13 protein-coding genes are annotated in these 16266 nt (G+C 67.4%); 9 read left to right on the top strand and 4 right to left on the bottom strand.

Annotation, left to right across the window (positions count from 1 at the left end; translation table 11 throughout):
• Positions 1–28 precede the first annotated feature (28 nt).
• Both KTR9_RS21430 and KTR9_RS21435 read left to right on the top strand, forming a co-directional pair.
• The gene (locus KTR9_RS21430; protein ID WP_014928087.1) at positions 29–2266 is read left to right on the top strand and encodes an NADP-dependent isocitrate dehydrogenase; all 2238 of its coding nucleotides are present in this window, start codon (positions 29–31) and stop codon (positions 2264–2266) included.
• Positions 2267–2351: 85 nt separating this feature from the next.
• Positions 2352–3080 carry a mycothiol-dependent nitroreductase Rv2466c family protein gene (locus tag KTR9_RS21435; RefSeq protein WP_014928088.1) on the top strand — a complete coding sequence of 243 codons (729 nt, stop codon included), beginning with the start codon at positions 2352–2354 and terminating at the stop codon, positions 3078–3080.
• A gap of 10 nt (positions 3081–3090) precedes the next feature.
• On the opposite strand, the gene KTR9_RS21440 is transcribed toward KTR9_RS21435, so the two are convergent.
• On the bottom strand, positions 3091–3906 hold the full coding sequence (locus KTR9_RS21440) for an SDR family NAD(P)-dependent oxidoreductase (RefSeq protein ID WP_014928089.1): 816 nt from the start codon (positions 3904–3906) through the stop codon (positions 3091–3093).
• 104 nt (positions 3907–4010) lie between these two features.
• Positions 4011–5108, bottom strand: a complete 1098-nt coding sequence (locus KTR9_RS21445; protein ID WP_014928090.1) for a hypothetical protein — start codon at positions 5106–5108, stop codon at positions 4011–4013.
• 109 nt (positions 5109–5217) lie between these two features.
• Between KTR9_RS21445 and KTR9_RS21450 the strand changes: the two genes are divergently transcribed.
• Positions 5218–5802, top strand: a complete 585-nt coding sequence (locus KTR9_RS21450; RefSeq protein WP_014928091.1) for a TetR/AcrR family transcriptional regulator — start codon at positions 5218–5220, stop codon at positions 5800–5802.
• Entirely contained in the window at positions 5802–7358 is a 1557-nt protein-coding gene (locus tag KTR9_RS21455) for an MFS transporter (protein ID WP_044507246.1), read from the top strand. Before KTR9_RS21450 ends, KTR9_RS21455 begins: the two co-directional genes overlap by 1 nt.
• A 28-nt stretch (positions 7359–7386) precedes the next feature.
• On the opposite strand, the gene KTR9_RS21460 is transcribed toward KTR9_RS21455, so the two are convergent.
• Entirely contained in the window at positions 7387–8010 is a 624-nt protein-coding gene (locus KTR9_RS21460; RefSeq protein ID WP_014928093.1) for an acyl-CoA-like ligand-binding transcription factor, read from the bottom strand.
• 131 nt (positions 8011–8141) lie between these two features.
• Here KTR9_RS21460 and KTR9_RS21465 point away from each other — a divergent pair, with 131 nt between their 5' ends.
• The 5 genes from KTR9_RS21465 to KTR9_RS21485 all read left to right on the top strand — a co-directional run bounded on the left by KTR9_RS21465 (position 8142) and on the right by KTR9_RS21485 (position 13603).
• Positions 8142–8969, top strand: a complete 828-nt coding sequence (locus tag KTR9_RS21465) for a mycofactocin-coupled SDR family oxidoreductase (protein WP_014928094.1) — start codon at positions 8142–8144, stop codon at positions 8967–8969.
• A 13-nt stretch (positions 8970–8982) separates the two neighbouring features.
• On the top strand, positions 8983–9837 hold the full coding sequence (locus KTR9_RS21470; RefSeq protein ID WP_014928095.1) for a mycofactocin-coupled SDR family oxidoreductase: 855 nt from the start codon (positions 8983–8985) through the stop codon (positions 9835–9837).
• Positions 9834–10784, top strand: a complete 951-nt coding sequence (locus tag KTR9_RS21475) for an AAA family ATPase (protein ID WP_014928096.1) — start codon at positions 9834–9836, stop codon at positions 10782–10784. The genes KTR9_RS21470 and KTR9_RS21475 overlap by 4 nt, the downstream gene beginning before the upstream one ends.
• Positions 10785–10889: 105 nt before the next feature.
• Positions 10890–11765 carry a vWA domain-containing protein gene (locus tag KTR9_RS21480; protein WP_014928097.1) on the top strand — a complete coding sequence of 292 codons (876 nt, stop codon included), beginning with the start codon at positions 10890–10892 and terminating at the stop codon, positions 11763–11765.
• Positions 11766–11965: 200 nt separating this feature from the next.
• Complete coding sequence (locus tag KTR9_RS21485; RefSeq protein ID WP_014928098.1) at positions 11966–13603, top strand: HNH endonuclease signature motif containing protein; 1638 nt, start codon at positions 11966–11968, stop codon at positions 13601–13603.
• A gap of 96 nt (positions 13604–13699) precedes the next feature.
• On the opposite strand, the gene clpB is transcribed toward KTR9_RS21485, so the two are convergent.
• On the bottom strand, positions 13700–16252 hold the full coding sequence (gene clpB / locus KTR9_RS21490; RefSeq protein WP_010844726.1) for an ATP-dependent chaperone ClpB: 2553 nt from the start codon (positions 16250–16252) through the stop codon (positions 13700–13702).
• Positions 16253–16266: the final 14 nt, after the last annotated feature.

The following is a 16266-nucleotide window of genomic DNA, read 5'->3' on the forward strand; positions in this document are numbered from 1 at the left end:
AACCAAGACAGAATCGAGAACACATCGCATGAGTGCCGAACAGCCGACCATCATCTATACGCTGACCGACGAGGCACCCATGCTCGCCACTCACGCGTTTCTGCCGGTGGTGCGTACGTTCGCCGGAGCGGCTGGGATCGCCATCGAGACGAGTGACATCTCGGTCGCGGCTCGCATCCTCGCCGAGTTCTCCGACCTCCTGCCCGACGACCAGAAGGTCACCGACAATCTCGGTGAGCTCGGCAAGCTGACACAGGCTTCCGACACGAACATCATCAAGCTCCCGAACATCAGCGCGTCGGTTCCCCAGCTCCTCGCCGCCATCAAGGAACTGCAGGAGAAGGGATACGACCTCCCCGACTTCCCCGGCAACCCGAAGACCGACGAAGAACGCGCGATCCGCGACCGGTACACCAAGTGCCTGGGCAGCGCGGTCAATCCCGTTCTGCGCGAGGGCAATTCCGATCGCCGCGCGCCCAAGGCGGTCAAGGAGTACGCCCGGAAGCACCCGCACAGCATGGGCGAGTGGTCGATGGCTTCGCGCACCCACGTCGCCCACATGCGTGAAGGCGATTTCTACCACGGCGAGAAGTCGATGACCGTCTCCGGAGACCGCAAGGTCAAGATGGAGTTGCTCACCGACTCGGGCGAGACCCTCGTCCTCAAGCCCGAGGTGTCGCTGACCGACGGTGACGTCATCGACAGCATGTTCATGAGCAAGAAGGCCCTGATCGCGTTCTACGAGGAGCAGATCGAGGACGCCTACAAGACCGGCGTGATGTTCTCGCTGCACGTCAAGGCCACCATGATGCGGGTCTCGCACCCCATCGTCTTCGGGCATGCGGTGAAGGTCTTCTACCGCGAGGCGTTCGAGAAGCACGGCGAACTCTTCGACGAGCTCGGCGTCAACGTCAACAACGGTCTGTCGGATCTCTACAGCAAGATCGAGTCGCTGCCCAGCGCGCAGCGCGAGGAGATCATCGACGACCTGCACAAGTGCCACGAGCATCGCCCCGAGCTGGCGATGGTCGACTCGGCCCGCGGCATCACCAACTTCCACTCCCCCAGCGACGTCATCGTCGACGCCTCGATGCCGGCCATGATCCGCGCCGGCGGCAAGATGTACGGCGCCGACGGACGGCTCAAGGACACCAAGGCCGTCAACCCGGAGTCGACCTTCTCCCGCATCTACCAGGAGATGATCAACTTCTGTAAGACCAACGGGCAGTTCGACCCCACCACGATGGGCACTGTCCCCAACGTCGGCCTGATGGCGCAGAAGGCCGAGGAGTACGGCTCACACGACAAGACCTTCGAGGTCCCCGCGGGCGGCACCGCCAACATCACCGATCTCGAGACCGGCGAGGTGCTGCTGACCCAGACCGTCGAAGAGGGTGACATCTGGCGTCTGTGCATCGTCAAGGACGCCCCGATCCAGGACTGGATCAAGCTGGCCGTCAACCGGTGCCGCGATTCCGGGATGCCGGTCCTCTTCTGGCTCGACCCATACCGCCCGCACGAGAACGAGCTGATCAAGAAGGTTCACAAGTACCTGCCCGACCACGACACCGAGGGCCTCGACATCCAGATCATGTCGCAGGTCCGCGCGATGCGGTACACCCTCGAGCGCGTCGTCCGCGGCCTGGACACCATCTCGGCCACAGGCAACATCTTGCGCGACTACCTCACCGACCTGTTCCCGATCCTGGAGCTGGGCACCAGCGCCAAGATGCTGTCCATCGTCCCGCTGATGGCCGGTGGCGGACTCTACGAGACCGGCGCGGGCGGCTCGGCACCCAAGCACGTCAAGCAGCTCATCGAGGAGAACCACCTCCGGTGGGACTCGCTCGGAGAGTTCCTCGCGCTCGCGGTGAGCCTGGAGGACGTGGGCAAGAAGTTCGACGACAAGCGCGCGGTCATCCTCGCGAAGGCCCTCGACACCGCCACCGGCAAGCTGCTCGAGAACGACAAGGGACCGTCGCGCAAGACCGGCGAACTCGACAACCGCGGCAGCCAGTTCTACCTGGCGCTCTACTGGGCACAGGAACTCGCCGCGCAGACCGAGGATTCCGACCTCGCGAAGCACTTCGCCTCGCTGGCCGAGACCCTCGCCGCCAACGAGGACAAGATCGTCGAGGAGCTCAACTCGGTGCAGGGTGAGCAGGTCGACATCGGTGGTTACTACTACCCCGACTGGGACAAGACCGCCGCCGTCATGCGTCCGAGCACGACGTTCAACGAGGCACTCGCGAGCGCCCAGCGCTGATCGTCGTACCGCCGCGGGCGGGAGAGGTTGTCACGACACCTCTCCCGCCCGCGTCGGCTTTCTTCGTCGGCTACCGTCGGGACGCATGACCGACGCCGACGTCAACTTCTACTTCGACCCCGTCTGCCCGTTCGCGTGGATGACGAGCAAATGGGTGCGAAAGGTGCAGTCCCAGCGCGACTACACGGTCGACTGGCGGTTCATCTCGTTACGCCTGCTGAATGCGCACGTCGACTACGACGCTCAGTTCCCACCGGAGTACGAGGCCGGACACACGGCCGGGTTACGACTGCTGCGGGCCGCGGCGAGCATCCGCGGCGACCACGGGCGAGCTGCCATCGGCCCGCTCTACGAGGCGCTGGGCACGCGGATCTTCGACGCACACACCGGTTCTTACACGGTCGACGACACCGACTTCCGCGGTACCGCGGACTTCCTCGGACCGGTCCTCGACGAGCTCGGGTTGCCCGCGCATCACCTGAACGCACTCGACGACACCGGCTTCGACGCCGAGATCCAGGCCGAGACCGATCAGGCCCTGACCTTGACCGGGCGCGACGTGGGTACGCCGATCATCCACTTCCGGCCACCGGACGGAGTTGCGTTCTTCGGGCCCGTGATCAGCCGCCTACCCGGCGACGACGAGGCGATCACGTTGTGGGATCACGTGATCGGACTGGCGAGTTTCCCCGGCTTCGCCGAGCTCAAGCACAGCCTGCGGGAGAAGCCACAGTTGCGTGCCTTCGGCGTGACCGATGACGAGACGGGCGCCGAGGAGGACTGGCACGGCGGGAGCCGACGCCTCGAGAAGTAGCGAGCTGGTTCTACTTGAACGGGTTGAGCGTCCGGCCGAGGAAGTACTGGATACCCGGCGGAATGGGCCGCACGGCCGCAGTGGCCAGCTTGTTCACCATCCCCGTCACGCACACCGCGTCGCCTTTCATCACCGCGTTCCACCCTTCGGCCACGACGTCTTCGGGGTCTTGCCACAGCACACCCGGCAATCGATCGGCGGTCTGACGGGTCTCCGCGCCCATCGCATCGTGGAACTCGCTCCTGGTGAATCCGGGACAGAGCGCCGTCACGTGGATACCGTGCGGCTTCAGTTCCATGTCCAGGGATTGGGACATCAGCAGTACATAGGACTTGATGGCGCTGTAGAGCAGGCCCTCCGCGGGAGGCAACATCGCCGTGATGGAGGACAGGTTCACGATCCGCCCCCACTGCCGCTCCTTCATCCCCGGAGCCACTCGATGGGACAGTTCGGTCAATGAGGTCAGCATCAACTGCAGCTGGCCTCCCACCTCCTCCCACGGCGTCTCGGCGAACTTGGTGCTGAGGGACATCCCGGCGTTGTTGATCAGCACATCGATGCCCAGCCCGGCCTCCTCGGCGTGCTCGATGATCGCGCCCGGTGTCGCGGGGTCGGACAGGTCCCCGGCGAAGACCTCGCATCGGACACCGTGTTCTCGACCCAGTCGCTCGGACAACTCGTCGAGCCGGTCCGCTCGACGCGCAACCAGCATGAGGTCGTATCCCTCCGCGGCGAGGTGCGCCGCGAACGTCTTGCCGATACCCGCGGAGGCGCCGGTGATCAGAGCTGTGCGGCGGTCTGGTGTCGTGCGGCGATCTGGTGACATGGGGTGGCCTTCTGTCGACGGACGATGCCGCGAGTTCTACCAGGCCGCACGCCCCGGCTCTGGACGACGAAGCGGATTTGTTCCATCGGGGGTGAGGCCGGGGTTCAGGGAACGTGTCCGTAGGGGTGCCACCCGGACGGGTTCCACTTCCCGCCGCGCTCCTGCCGCACCTCCCGGAGACTCGTGCCCACATATCGGGCTTCGAGCTCCGCGTCGGGTTTGCCGGTGTACACCCATCGCTTCGGGTCGAGATTGCCCTCGGCGTCGCGATAGGACTCCCAGTAGTCGACGCGGTGGACCGCGCGGACGAGATCATCGGCGAAGACCAGCACGGGCAGGTCGGGCACGGTCCGGTGCGGCCCCGCACGCCAGGCGCTGCGGGAATGTTCGTAGATGACCTCGGCGGTCGCGTCGCTGCGAGCCGATGCGTCGACCTTCACCAGCACGCACGGGTCCGGCAGCGGCGGCGACACCGGCGCCGCGTATCGCAGGACGAGCTCCTCGATGCGCCAGGGCCCGGGTGCATCCGGCGCGGCCGGTAGGTCCGATGCGGCCAGGGCGGCGACGTCGAGCCCGGAGCGCCTCAGCGAAAGAGCATGCAGTTCAGCCGAATCGGCGCTGCCGATGCCGTAGCGCAGTAACCAGTGCTCGACGCCGAACCCATCGGCATCGATGTCGCGGATGCGTTCGGCGATCGCGTCCGCGACCGCGGCCGGGTCGTCATCACCGACGACGTCGGCCGGATCGGGCACGACCCCCGCCAGCGCGGCAGCCGAGTAGCGGTGCACGCGGTCGCCGCGGCCCGCGCCGACATAAAACAAGGATGCGTCGCGCGGATCGATCAGGGCGTACGCGTACACCCCGAGGGCCGACCGAGCCTCGTGCGGAACCGGCTTCGGGGGACCGGGCGGCGGGACCGCGACCGGCCGCAACAGGGCGAGCACCTCGTCGACGACCGACGGCCGGACGCCCAGCCCGCCACCGGTGACCCCGCCGAAGACGACCTCACCGGCTCGCTCCCGGTCGACGAACCGCCGGCCGGCGAAACGGTCGACGGCGCGCACGACGTCGGCGACCTCGGCACGTCGCGCCGCCGCACCGCGCGATGCCGTCCGCTCGTCGTCTGGATCGAGCATCTCCGCGAAGGCCGACGACGAGAGGAAGGCCTCGAGGGCCGTCCGGGGCAGCTCGACCGCATCCATCCTGCGTACCGCCATGGTCGCATGATGCCAGCACTTGACCTGGAACACCGGCAAGCCTTAATGTACTTTTGTACATGTACATACGTACATTATCGCCGAGAGGACAGTCATGACGGAGGCCACGGCCCGCCGCCGCCGAGATCCCGAGGAACGCCGTCGGACGATCATCGAGGCCGCCGCCACCCTGATCACCGAGGTCGGCTCGGACGGTCTCACACACCGACTCGTCGCCCGACGTGCCGGCGTGCCACTCGGTTCGACGACGCAGTACTTCGCCACGCTCGACGATCTGCGCGAGGCAGCGCTCGGCCGCCTGGCCGATGACATCGACTCCGGACTTGCCGAGGTCGCGGAGACACTCGACGAACACGGGCCCTCGGCCGCGGTCTTCGCCGAGGCGCTCCACGAGTACATGTCCGACGAACGGCTGATCCGCGCCGACCTCGCACTCGTGTCGGCTGCGGTGATCGATCCCTCGCTGCGTCCGCTCGCGGTCCGCTGGCCCGACGGACTGGTCGAGATGCTGGCGCCCCGCGTCGGTCACACGGCCGCCCGCGCGATCGCCGCCTACACCGACGGGGTGGCGATGCACGCACTCCTCTACGGGACACCGCTGTCCATCGACGACCTGACCGCCGCCCTGACGGCCCTGACCGGGCTGACTTCGCCGACCGACGAGAACCGGAGCCGATGATGACGCAACACCCGTCGACGACCAGCTCGTCGAAAGGCACCGCACCGGGCCTGTCCTTCCGGCGCCGATGGGCGTCGGCCGCTGTGCTGTCGGCCAGTCTGCTGGTGATCACGGTCGACCTGACGATCCTCAACGTCGCGCTGCCTGATCTGGCCGCCGACCTGCGCCCGACCGCCGATCAGCAGCTGTGGATCATCGACGCCTACTCCCTCGTCCTGGCCGGGCTGCTGCTCTCTATGAGTTCGCTGGCCGACCGGTGGGGCCGAAAGCGAATGCTGGTCACCGGCTTCGCGGTGTTCGGCGGCGCCTCGGCACTGGTCCTGCTGGCCGATTCGCCCGGCGCGGTGATCGCGGTGCGGGTGCTGCTGGGCGTGGGCGGCGCGATGATCATGCCGACCACGTTGTCGTTGCTGCGCAGCATCTTCACCGACCCCGCCGAGCGCGCCACCGCCCTCGGGCTGTGGGCCGCGGTGTCGGGTCTCGGCGCGGCAGTCGGCCCGATCGTCGGCGGTGTTCTCCTCGAGTACTTCTCGTGGCGGGCCGCGTTCCTGGTCAACGTCCCGCTGATGGTCGTCGCGATCGTCGCCGCCCTGGTGATCCTGCCCGAGTCCAAGCACCCGCAACCAGGCCGGTGGGACGCCGTCGGTGCCCTGATGTCGATCGCCGGCATGGTCGCACTGGTCTGGGCGATCAAGCGGTTCGCCAAAGAAGAGAGCCTCCTCGCGCCGGCCGCCTGGCTGGCCCTCCTCGGCGCGGTCCTCATCCTGACCCTGTTCGTGCGGCGCTGCCGGCGTCGCACGGAACCACTGCTCGACATCTCCCTGTTCCGCAGCCGCCCGTTCAGCGCGGGAGTCCTCGCCGCGCTCGGCTCGATGTTCGGACTCGCCGCGGCACTGCTGCTGCTGGCCCAATGGCTCCAGCTGGTCGAGGGACACTCCCCGATCGCGGCCGGTGTCCGCTTGCTGCCGGTGGCGGGGGCGGCGATGGTCTCCTCGATGATCGCCGCCCCGCTGTCCCGCATGATCGGCGCGCGCGCCGTCGTGGCCGGCGGCATCGGCATCGCCGGTGTCGGCATGGCGCTGATGTCCGTCGGTTCCGACGGGCTCGGCTACGGCACGGTCGCCGTCGCCCAGGTGCTCGTCGGATCCGGTATCGGCTCGCTGGCGATCGCGTCGGCGATGATCATGGCCGGCACCCCGGATGCCAAGGCGGGCAATGCGGCCGCGCTGGAGGAGACCGCCTATGACCTCGGCAACGTGCTCGGCGTCGCCATCCTCGGCAGCGTCGCCTCGATCCTGTACCGGTCCACGCTGACGACCGACCCGATCCCCGGCGTTCCCGCCGAGGTGACCGACGCAGCCGCCGAATCCCTCGGCGCCGCCATGGGTCTCGCCGAGTCGGCCGGCGCCCCGGGTCTCGCCGAGCGGGCGGCGACGGCGTTCACCGACGCCATGCAGGAGACGAGCCTGATCGGCGGACTCACACTCATCGTCGTCGCCGTGGCCGTTTTCACGCTCGTGCCTCGCGGCACGGATGTCACGGCCGCGCAGCACTGAGTGCCACTCAGGCGGTGGCCACTTGACGTCACCGGTCGGACGGAGGCTCCGGCACCATCAGCTCGAACATGCGTCGGAGACAGTCACCGAGCTCCAGATCGTCACGCTCGAGCCACATCTCGTGTGCGGCAGATGATCCCGCGATGACTGCATATGCAACCGCGGTCGGGTACGCGTCGTCGTCACGGCCGGCCGAGTGCGTCCGGACGAGATCGGCGATGACCGTCCGCCATTGCCGATAGACGACGTTCGCCTGCGCCTGCACCGCGGGGACCGTGAGGATGAGCTGCGCCCGATGGCGCGCCCACCGCGCTTCGGCCCGGCCGTGATCGACTGAGGCGATGAACGCCTCGGTCACGATCAGGTGGGGAGGGGCGTCGGTGGCCGCCGCGGCGACGAGTTGGCGGAAGTGATCGAGTTCGGCCGCCGACTCGACCCACACGACGTCGGCTTTGGTCGGAAAGTAGCGAAAGAAGGTCCGGCGGCTGACCCCCGCCGCGTCGGCGATGTCGCCCACACTCGTCTTCTCGAAGCCTCGCTCGAGGAACAGTTCCTGAGCTCGGGCGGCGAGTTCATGTGCGCTGGTCGTCGCGGGACGGCCACCCCGGTCGGCGCGCGCCTCCGAGGACCGTGCGGTTTCCATGCCCGCCATCGTGTCACCCCTACCCGACCGCACCCACCTGACATCGAAAAGATTGTTTCGCCACCGTTATGGCACGCCGTGACATATCGTCGTCGGGGAGACGTGCATCACTGGTCGCACGTCATGTCGAAGGGATCACCATGGGCAAGCTGGAGGGCAAAGTCGCCTTCATCACCGGAGCAGCGCGCGGTCAGGGACGCAGTCACGCGGTTCGCCTGGCGCAGGAGGGCGCCGACATCATCGCGGTCGACATCTCCCAGCAGGTCGACACCGTCCCCTACGACACCGCCCGGCCGGGCGACCTCGAGGAGACCGTGCGTCAAGTGGAGGCACTCGACCGCCGGATCGTCGCCTCCGAAGCCGACGTTCGCGACCTGCCGGCGCTGCAGAAGGCCGCCGACGACGGCATGGCACAACTGGGGCGTATCGACATCGTCCTCGCCAACGCCGGTATCAGCGCCATGTCACCTGCGCTGGAGATGGAGGAGGAGATGTGGCAGACCATGATCGACATCAACCTCACCGGCGTGTGGAAGACCGTGCGCGCCGCGGCACCACACATCGTCGCGGGCGGGCGCGGCGGCTCGATCGTCCTGACGAGTTCCTTGGCCGCGCTGATCGCCTACGAGAACATCGCCCACTACACCGCCGCGAAGGCCGGGCTGGTCGGAATGATGCAGGTTCTCGCCAAAGAGCTTGGGCCACAGAGCATCCGGGTCAACACCGTCCACCCGACGACGGTGGCGACCGACATGATCCTCAATGACGCCACCTACCAGCTCTTCCGACCCGACCTCGAAAGCCCGAAGCTGTCCGACTTCGAAGAGGCCGCCCGAGAGATGAACCGGCTGCCGGTCTCGATGGTCGAACCGGTCGACATCTCGAACGCCATCCTCTACCTCGTCTCCGACGACGGCCGCTATGTCACCGGGACCACCCATGTCGTCGACGCCGGCGGACGACTTTAGAAGAGGCACCGACATGGGACTACTCGACGGCAAGACCGTACTCATCACCGGCGGAGCGCGCGGCCAGGGTCGCGCGCACGCGCTCACCTCCGCCCGCGAGGGTGCGGACGTGATCCTGCTCGACATCACCCGGCAGCTCGACTCCGTCGACTACCCACTGGCGACAGCCGATGACATGGCCGAGACCGTGCGCCAGGTCGAGGCGCTCGACCGGCGGGCACTCACCTTCGACGCCGACGTCCGGGACCAGACCCAACTCGACGACGCGGTCGCTGCGGGGATCGCCGAAATCGGGAAGATCGACGTTCTCATCGCCAACGCCGGCATCTGGACCCGCGCACCGTTCTGGGAGATGTCCGAGCAGATGTGGTCGGACATGATGGACGTCAACCTCACCGGGGTGTGGAAATCTGCCAAAGCGGTTGCGCCGCACATGATCGAGCGACAGAGCGGGTCGATCGTCATCACCTCGTCGGTCAACGGACTCGAACCGGGGATGAACTACGCGCACTATGTCGCCACGAAGCACGGCGTGATCGGGCTGATGAAGAACATCGCACTCGAACTCGCGCCGCACGGAATCCGGTGTAATTCGATCAATCCGGGCGCCATCCGCACTCCGATGACCGATCAGCAGGGCGCGTGGGACATGTTCGCCGGCCACGAGGGCGGTACTCCTGAGGACCTGATCGAAGGCGGATACCATTTCCACGCCCTCAAGGGACACTCGTTCATGCCACCCGAGGTCATCGCGAACACAGCGCTGTACCTGAACTCGGATCTGGCAGCGTCCGTCACCGGCGTGACGATCCCGGTGGATGCCGGTCACCTGCTCCTCACCGGAGTCAATCAGGAGCCGGTCAGATGACCGCACTTCGGACGCTGGAGACCCACGGCCTCGCGGCGATCCGGGCCCGGATCGCCGCCGAGGTCGTCGGCCGCGATCGCGAGCTCGATCTGGTTCTGGCCGCGGTCGCCGCCGGCCGGGACCTGATCCTGGAAGGCCCGCCGGGCACGTCCAAGAGCACGCTGCTGCGATCGATCACCGCCGACTGGGGCATTCCGCTCGTACTGGTGGAGGGCAATGCCGACCTGACCCCCGGTCGCCTCGTGGGTCACCACAACCCGGCACGGGTTCTGCGGGAGGACTATTCGCCCGACAACTTCGTCGACGGCCCACTGATCGAGGCCATGCGCGCCGGCGGGTTCCTCTACGTCGAGGAATTCAATCGGGCACCCGAGGACACCATCGACACCTTGCTCACCGCGATGGCCGAGCGCACCATCACCGTCCCACGCGTCGGCACCATCACCGCACAGCCGAGTTTCCGCATCGTTGCGTCGATGAACCCCTTCGACAACGTCGGGACGACACGCCTGTCGACCTCGGTCTACGACCGGATGTGCCGGCTGGTCGTCGACTACCAGGACGATGCGGCCGAACGGGATATCGTCTCGCGCAGGACGGGTTTGACGTCGAGGCGGGTGGTCGCAGACGCCGTGGGCGTCACCCGCGACACCCGCCGGAACGACGCCGTCCGACAGGGCAGCAGCGTACGCGGAGCCATCGACACCGCACTGCTCGCACATCAGCTGTGCGAGATGCGCGGCATCACCATTCCGGCCGACGACGCGATCGCACCGCCGCGCGACCTGCCGTCCGACTACACCGCGACCTTCCTCGACGCCATGCAGGTCGCCCTGTCCGGCCGAATCCACCTCGACGACACCGTGTTCACGACTGCCGAGCAGGTGCTCGCCGAGATCTGGCAGAACCACTTCCTGCTGGCGCCGGCGGCGGCTGAGCCGGGTTGAAGAGAGGTCGAGGCCGATTCACCCCTCCGGCGTGATTCGGTCACCGCACGGGCCCGTCGCCGGAAACCCCTGCGGCGCAAACCCAAACAGCTGTCGGAGAACCCCGTGCTGCTCGAATCCTCCGGTGGTGGCGGAGCCCTCTCCGAGGTGGGACATCGCCGAAGGACGCGAGACGCACCGTCGGGCTCGACGCGAGGAATCGGCACGGTCACCGACGACGCAGGTGCCCGTGACGACGAATCCGCCGCGACACAACCGGACCCGATCGCGCGCGAGCGAGCCGTACAGCTCGCGAGGCGCCTCCGTCTCGCGCGTCCGGTGGACACACTGAAGGCACGTCGCGGCGCCAACGGAACCCTCACCACCCAGCGGTGGCGTGGCGGCTCCGACGAACTCGACCTCGACGCGACACTCGAAGCACTCATCGGCAACCCGATCCCCGAGGACGACGACATCCGCGTGCGCGAGCGGGTCCGGCGCCGGCGCTCGATCGTGCTCGCGGTCGACGTGTCCGGCTCGACCCGTGGCGAACAGGTCCGCACCGCGGCAGCGACTGCCGGCGCTCTCGCCGGTGAACTCGGGCGTGACGATCTCGCCGTCATCGCCTTCTGGTCCGACGCCGCGCTCATCGTCCCCCTCGGCCGGCCGGTGACCACCGAGCGTCTCGTCGACGAACTCCTCGCCCTGCCCGCGCAGGGCCTGACCAATGTGGCCTTCCCACTTCAGACCGCCCTCGAACAGCTTTCCGGTGTACCGTCCGCCGATGCCCGCGTGATCCTGTTGAGCGACTGCGTCCACAACGCCGGACCCGATCCCCGGGACGTGGCCGGACGGCTCCCCCGCCTCGACGTGCTACTCGACACCTCGGGTGAACACGACACCGAACTCGCCCAGGACCTGGCGCTCATCGGCCACGGGCGATGCCGGCCGATACGGGACCACCACGACGTCGTACGAGCCCTGCAGGCGATCTTCGTCTGAGCGGTGGCGCGGTGGCCGCCTGTCGGTCAGATCGCAGCGTGAGTCGCGAGAGAACACTCCCGCCCGAGCCCTCTACCACACGGCACCGACAAGTTGAGGCTGCCGAATAGCGTTGCACAACACGGTGTTTGGGCTTGCCATGCGTCGACATTGATGTACACTTGAACGATATTCGAACCGCACACGGGGGGGTGACGGTCATGTTCGATTCCCAACGAGACGTCGGCACCGACGTGCCATCCCCTCGTGCGGTCGCGTTGCTCGCCGATCTCCACCGCGTGCTCGACGAGCTGCAGTCGGTGGATCTGTCGCCGTGCACCGATGCCGAACTCATCGACGTCGCAGTCGATACCGAACGCGCCATCGCACGACTGACAGTCGCCGGTGACCGGCAGATCGACCAGGCCGAGGCCCGCGACCTCCCCCGCAAGACCGGCTGCCGAACCCTCATGCAGTTCATGACCCACCGGCTGCGAGTGTCGAATCCGATGCGTCGCCGTAAGCAGATGGACGCCACCACCAACCGGACCAGCCTCGGCGGCGACGTCCTGCCACCCGAACACCCCTGCCTGGCTGAGGCTTTCACTCAAGGCACGGTCGGCACCGCGCACGTGCAGGCCACACTGGATGTCCTCGACCGCATCCCGACAGCCGTCGACCACGACGTGAGGGTCGCCGCCGAACGACAGATGGCCGAGATCGCCGAAGCCCACACCCCCGCCGACATCACCCAACTCGGCTCGCGGCTCCTCGCGCATCTCGACCCCGACGGCACCCTGGCCGACGACACCGACCAGAAACGACGCCGCAACCTGTGGATCGGCCGGCAGCGCGCCGACGGTACCGCCAAGATCTCTGGCACACTGACCCCCGAACTCGTCGCCCGTATGACGATGATGTTCGCGGTCTGGGGCAAACCCGGACTCAACAACCCCGACGACCCTCATTCGCCCCGCGGGCCGGCCGGCACCGCCGACCCCGAAGCCGTGGCCACCGCAGCCGATCGTGACGGCCGCACCCTCGCCCAGATCAACCACGACGCTCTCGATGCCGCACTCACCGCGGGCTTCGCCGACGGCACGCTCGGCACGACACACCGCGGCCTGCCCGTGCAACTGATCATCAAAGCCGACCTCGGCGACCTCGTCCGCGAAGCCGGACTCGCCACGACCGCCACCGGAACCCTGCTGCCCATCCCAGACGTCATCGCACTCGCCGCCGACACGCAACCATGGCTGGCGATCTTCAAAGACGCCACCACCGTTCCGCTGTACTTCGGGCGCGGAAAACGTTTCGCCACGCGGAACCAGCGGCTCGTGTCCTTCGCCCGCCCCGACGGCGAGGTGTGCTCGGCACCGGGATGCGACCAACCGGCCACCCACGTCGACATGCACCACGCACAACGGGACTGGGCCGACGGTGGCCTCACCGACATCGACGACCTCGCACCCGCATGCCCACGACACAACCGCATGGTCGGTGACCAGCCCGGCCAGTACACCACCCGCATCGAACGCTCCGGACCCGACGAAGGCCGCTGCGCCTGGAAACTCAACGCCGAACCCGGCGCCCCACCCAACCCCGAACACATCAACCGCCGACCCGACATACCCCGGCGGTTCGCAGAACATCTGAACACCGTGCGCGACGAGATCCACGGACCGACCACCCGGCCCGGCGATCAAGCTCGCCCGGAGAAGCCACACCACCACGACCCGCGCCGCTCATGGTTGAAGACCAGCCACGTCATCGACGTCCGACCGCCACGAACCGGCCCACTCCCACCCCGGCCTTCCCTCGTCGAAGCGCACCTGATGACGCTCCTGGCCACCCACTGAACCGCGCCCCCACATCGACGATCACCCACCGACGACAAAGGGACCCATCCCGAAGGATGGGTCCCTTGTCTTGCGATGAACTCTGTCGAGCTGAACTCAGCCGAGTACCAACGACTCGCCATCGGCACTGACGTTGACCGGCACCACGTCACCGTCGCGGATGTCTCCGGCGAGCAGTTGCCTGGCGAGCTGGTCACCGATGGCCTGCTGCACCAGCCGGCGCAGCGGACGGGCACCGTACAGCGGGTCGAATCCCCGTGCGCCCAGCCATTCCTTGGCCTTGGTCGACACCTCGAGGTCGAGGCGGCGCTGCGCGAGCCGCTTCTTGAGCTGGCCGAGCTGAATGTCGACGATCGACACCAGTTCCTCCGGGCTCAGGGCGTCGAAGATCACGACGTCGTCGAGACGGTTGATGAACTCGGGCTTGAACGCCGAGCGCACGGCCATCATGACGTGGTCCTTGTCGCCGCCCGCGCCGAGGTTGGAGGTCAGGATCAGGATGGTGTTGCGGAAGTCCACCGTCCGGCCCTGCCCGTCGGTCAAGCGACCTTCGTCCAGCACCTGCAGCAGCACGTCGAAGACGTCCGGATGGGCCTTCTCGATCTCGTCGAACAGGACCACCGTGTACGGACGACGCCGCACCGCCTCGGTCAGCTGACCACCGGCCTCGTACCCGACATAGCCGGGCGGTGCGCCGACGAGCCTAGCCACGCTGTGCTTCTCGCCGTACTCGCTCATGTCGATACGGACCATGGCCCGCTCGTCGTCGAACAGGAACTCGGCGAGCGCCTTGGCGAGCTCGGTCTTGCCGACGCCGGTCGGGCCCAGGAACATGAACGAGCCGAGTGGCCGGTTCGGGTCGGCGACGCCCGCGCGTGCACGACGCACCGCGTCGGACACCGCCTGCACCGCGTCCTTCTGGCCGATGACCCGGTGTCCCAGTTCCTCTTCCATACGCAGCAGCTTGGCGGTCTCGCCCTCGAGCATGCGTCCGGCCGGGATTCCGGTCCACGCCGACACGACCTGCGCCACGTCGTCGGGGCCGACCTCCTCCTGCAGCATCACGTCCTGCGAGGGATCGGTGCCGGTCTTCTCGATCGCGGCCTCGAGTTCCTTCTCCAGGCCGGGGATCTTGCCGTACCGCAGTTCGGCTGCGCGCCCGAGGTCACCGTCACGCTCGGCCCGATCGGCCTCGCCGCGAAGCCGTTCCAGCTCCTCCTTGAGGTCGCGAACCGCGTCGATCGCGGTCTTCTCCGACTGCCACCGGGCGGAGAGCTCGTTGAGCTTCTCCTTCTGGTCGGCCAGTTCGGCGCGCAGCTTCTCGAGCCGGTCCTTCGACGCCGCGTCGGTCTCCTTCTGCAAGGCGACCTCCTCGACCTCGAGCCGACGGACGATCCGCTCGACCTCGTCGATCTCGACGGGGCGCGAGTCGATCTCCATCCGCAACCGCGACGCGGCCTCGTCGACGAGGTCGATGGCCTTGTCGGGCAGGAACCGCGACGTGATGTAGCGATCGGAAAGCGTTGCGGCGGCGACCAATGCGGAGTCGGTGATGCGCACACCATGGTGCACCTCGTACCGGTCCTTGAGGCCGCGGAGGATGCCGATGGCATCTTCGACCGACGGCTCGCCGACGTACACCTGCTGGAACCGACGCTCGAGTGCGGCATCCTTCTCGATGTACTTGCGGTACTCCTCGAGGGTCGTGGCACCGACCAGCCGCAGCTCACCACGGGCGAGCATCGGCTTGATCATGTTGCCCGCGTCCATCGCGGAATCGCCTGTCGCACCGGCGCCGACGATCGTGTGCAGCTCGTCGATGAAGGTGATGACCTGGCCGGCCGATCCCTTGATCTCGTCGAGTACGGCCTTGAGTCGTTCCTCGAACTCACCGCGGTACTTGGCACCGGCGACCATCGAACCCATGTCGAGGGAGATGACGGTCTTGCCGCGCAACGACTCCGGCACGTCGCCGGCGACGATACGCTGGGCGAGTCCTTCGACGATGGCGGTCTTGCCGACACCGGGTTCACCGATCAGGACCGGGTTGTTCTTGGTCCGACGGCTGAGGACCTGCACGACGCGCCGGATCTCGGTGTCGCGGCCGATGACCGGGTCGAGCTTGCCCTCGCGGGCCGCCGCGGTCAGGTCGGTCGAATACTTCTCGAGAGCCTGGTATGTCGATTCGGGGTCCTCGGAGGTGACCCGCGCACTGCCGCGCACGGCGACGAACGCCTCGCGCAGAGCCTGCGGAGTCGCACCGAGGTTGTGCAGCAGTTTGGCGACATCGGAATCACCGGTCGCCAGACCGACGACGACGTGCTCGGTCGAGACGTACTCGTCGTCGAGCTCGCCGGCCAGTTGCTGGGCAGCGGTGACGGCCGCGATCGATTCGCGGGATAGTTGAGGCGTCGAGCTGGCGCCGGATACCGTCGGCATGCGATCGACCAGAGCCTGGGCCTGCGCACGAACGCTCGACGGGTCCACGCCCACTGCCTTGAGCAGCGGCGACGCGATGCCGTCGGACTGATCGAGCAGTGCCACGAGGATGTGGGCCGGTCGCACGTCGGGGTTGCCAGCACTGGCCGCCGCCTGCACAGCAGAGCTCAATGCTTGCTGCGTCTTGGTGGTGGGGGTGAAGCTGTCCACTCGCGTGCACCTTT

It is taken from the genome of Gordonia sp. KTR9 (genome assembly GCF_000143885.2).
Classification (GTDB): domain Bacteria; phylum Actinomycetota; class Actinomycetes; order Mycobacteriales; family Mycobacteriaceae; genus Gordonia.

Bases quoted from the DNA above. Each gene is read 5' to 3' on its own strand.
- KTR9_RS21435 (WP_014928088.1), top strand. From the start codon at position 2,352: ATGACCGACGCCGACGTCAACTTCTACTTCGACCCCGTCTGCCCGTTC.
- KTR9_RS21450 (WP_014928091.1), top strand. From the start codon at position 5,218: ATGACGGAGGCCACGGCCCGCCGCCGCCGAGATCCCGAGGAACGCCGT.
- KTR9_RS21475 (WP_014928096.1), top strand. From the start codon at position 9,834: ATGACCGCACTTCGGACGCTGGAGACCCACGGCCTCGCGGCGATCCGG.
- KTR9_RS21440 (WP_014928089.1), bottom strand. From the start codon at position 3,906: ATGTCACCAGATCGCCGCACGACACCAGACCGCCGCACAGCTCTGATC.
- KTR9_RS21460 (WP_014928093.1), bottom strand. From the start codon at position 8,010: ATGGCGGGCATGGAAACCGCACGGTCCTCGGAGGCGCGCGCCGACCGG.
- KTR9_RS21465 (WP_014928094.1), top strand. From the start codon at position 8,142: ATGGGCAAGCTGGAGGGCAAAGTCGCCTTCATCACCGGAGCAGCGCGC.
- KTR9_RS21430 (WP_014928087.1), top strand. From the start codon at position 29: ATGAGTGCCGAACAGCCGACCATCATCTATACGCTGACCGACGAGGCA.
- KTR9_RS21445 (WP_014928090.1), bottom strand. From the start codon at position 5,108: ATGGATGCGGTCGAGCTGCCCCGGACGGCCCTCGAGGCCTTCCTCTCG.
- KTR9_RS21455 (WP_044507246.1), top strand. From the start codon at position 5,802: ATGACGCAACACCCGTCGACGACCAGCTCGTCGAAAGGCACCGCACCG.
- KTR9_RS21485 (WP_014928098.1), top strand. From the start codon at position 11,966: ATGTTCGATTCCCAACGAGACGTCGGCACCGACGTGCCATCCCCTCGT.
- KTR9_RS21470 (WP_014928095.1), top strand. From the start codon at position 8,983: ATGGGACTACTCGACGGCAAGACCGTACTCATCACCGGCGGAGCGCGC.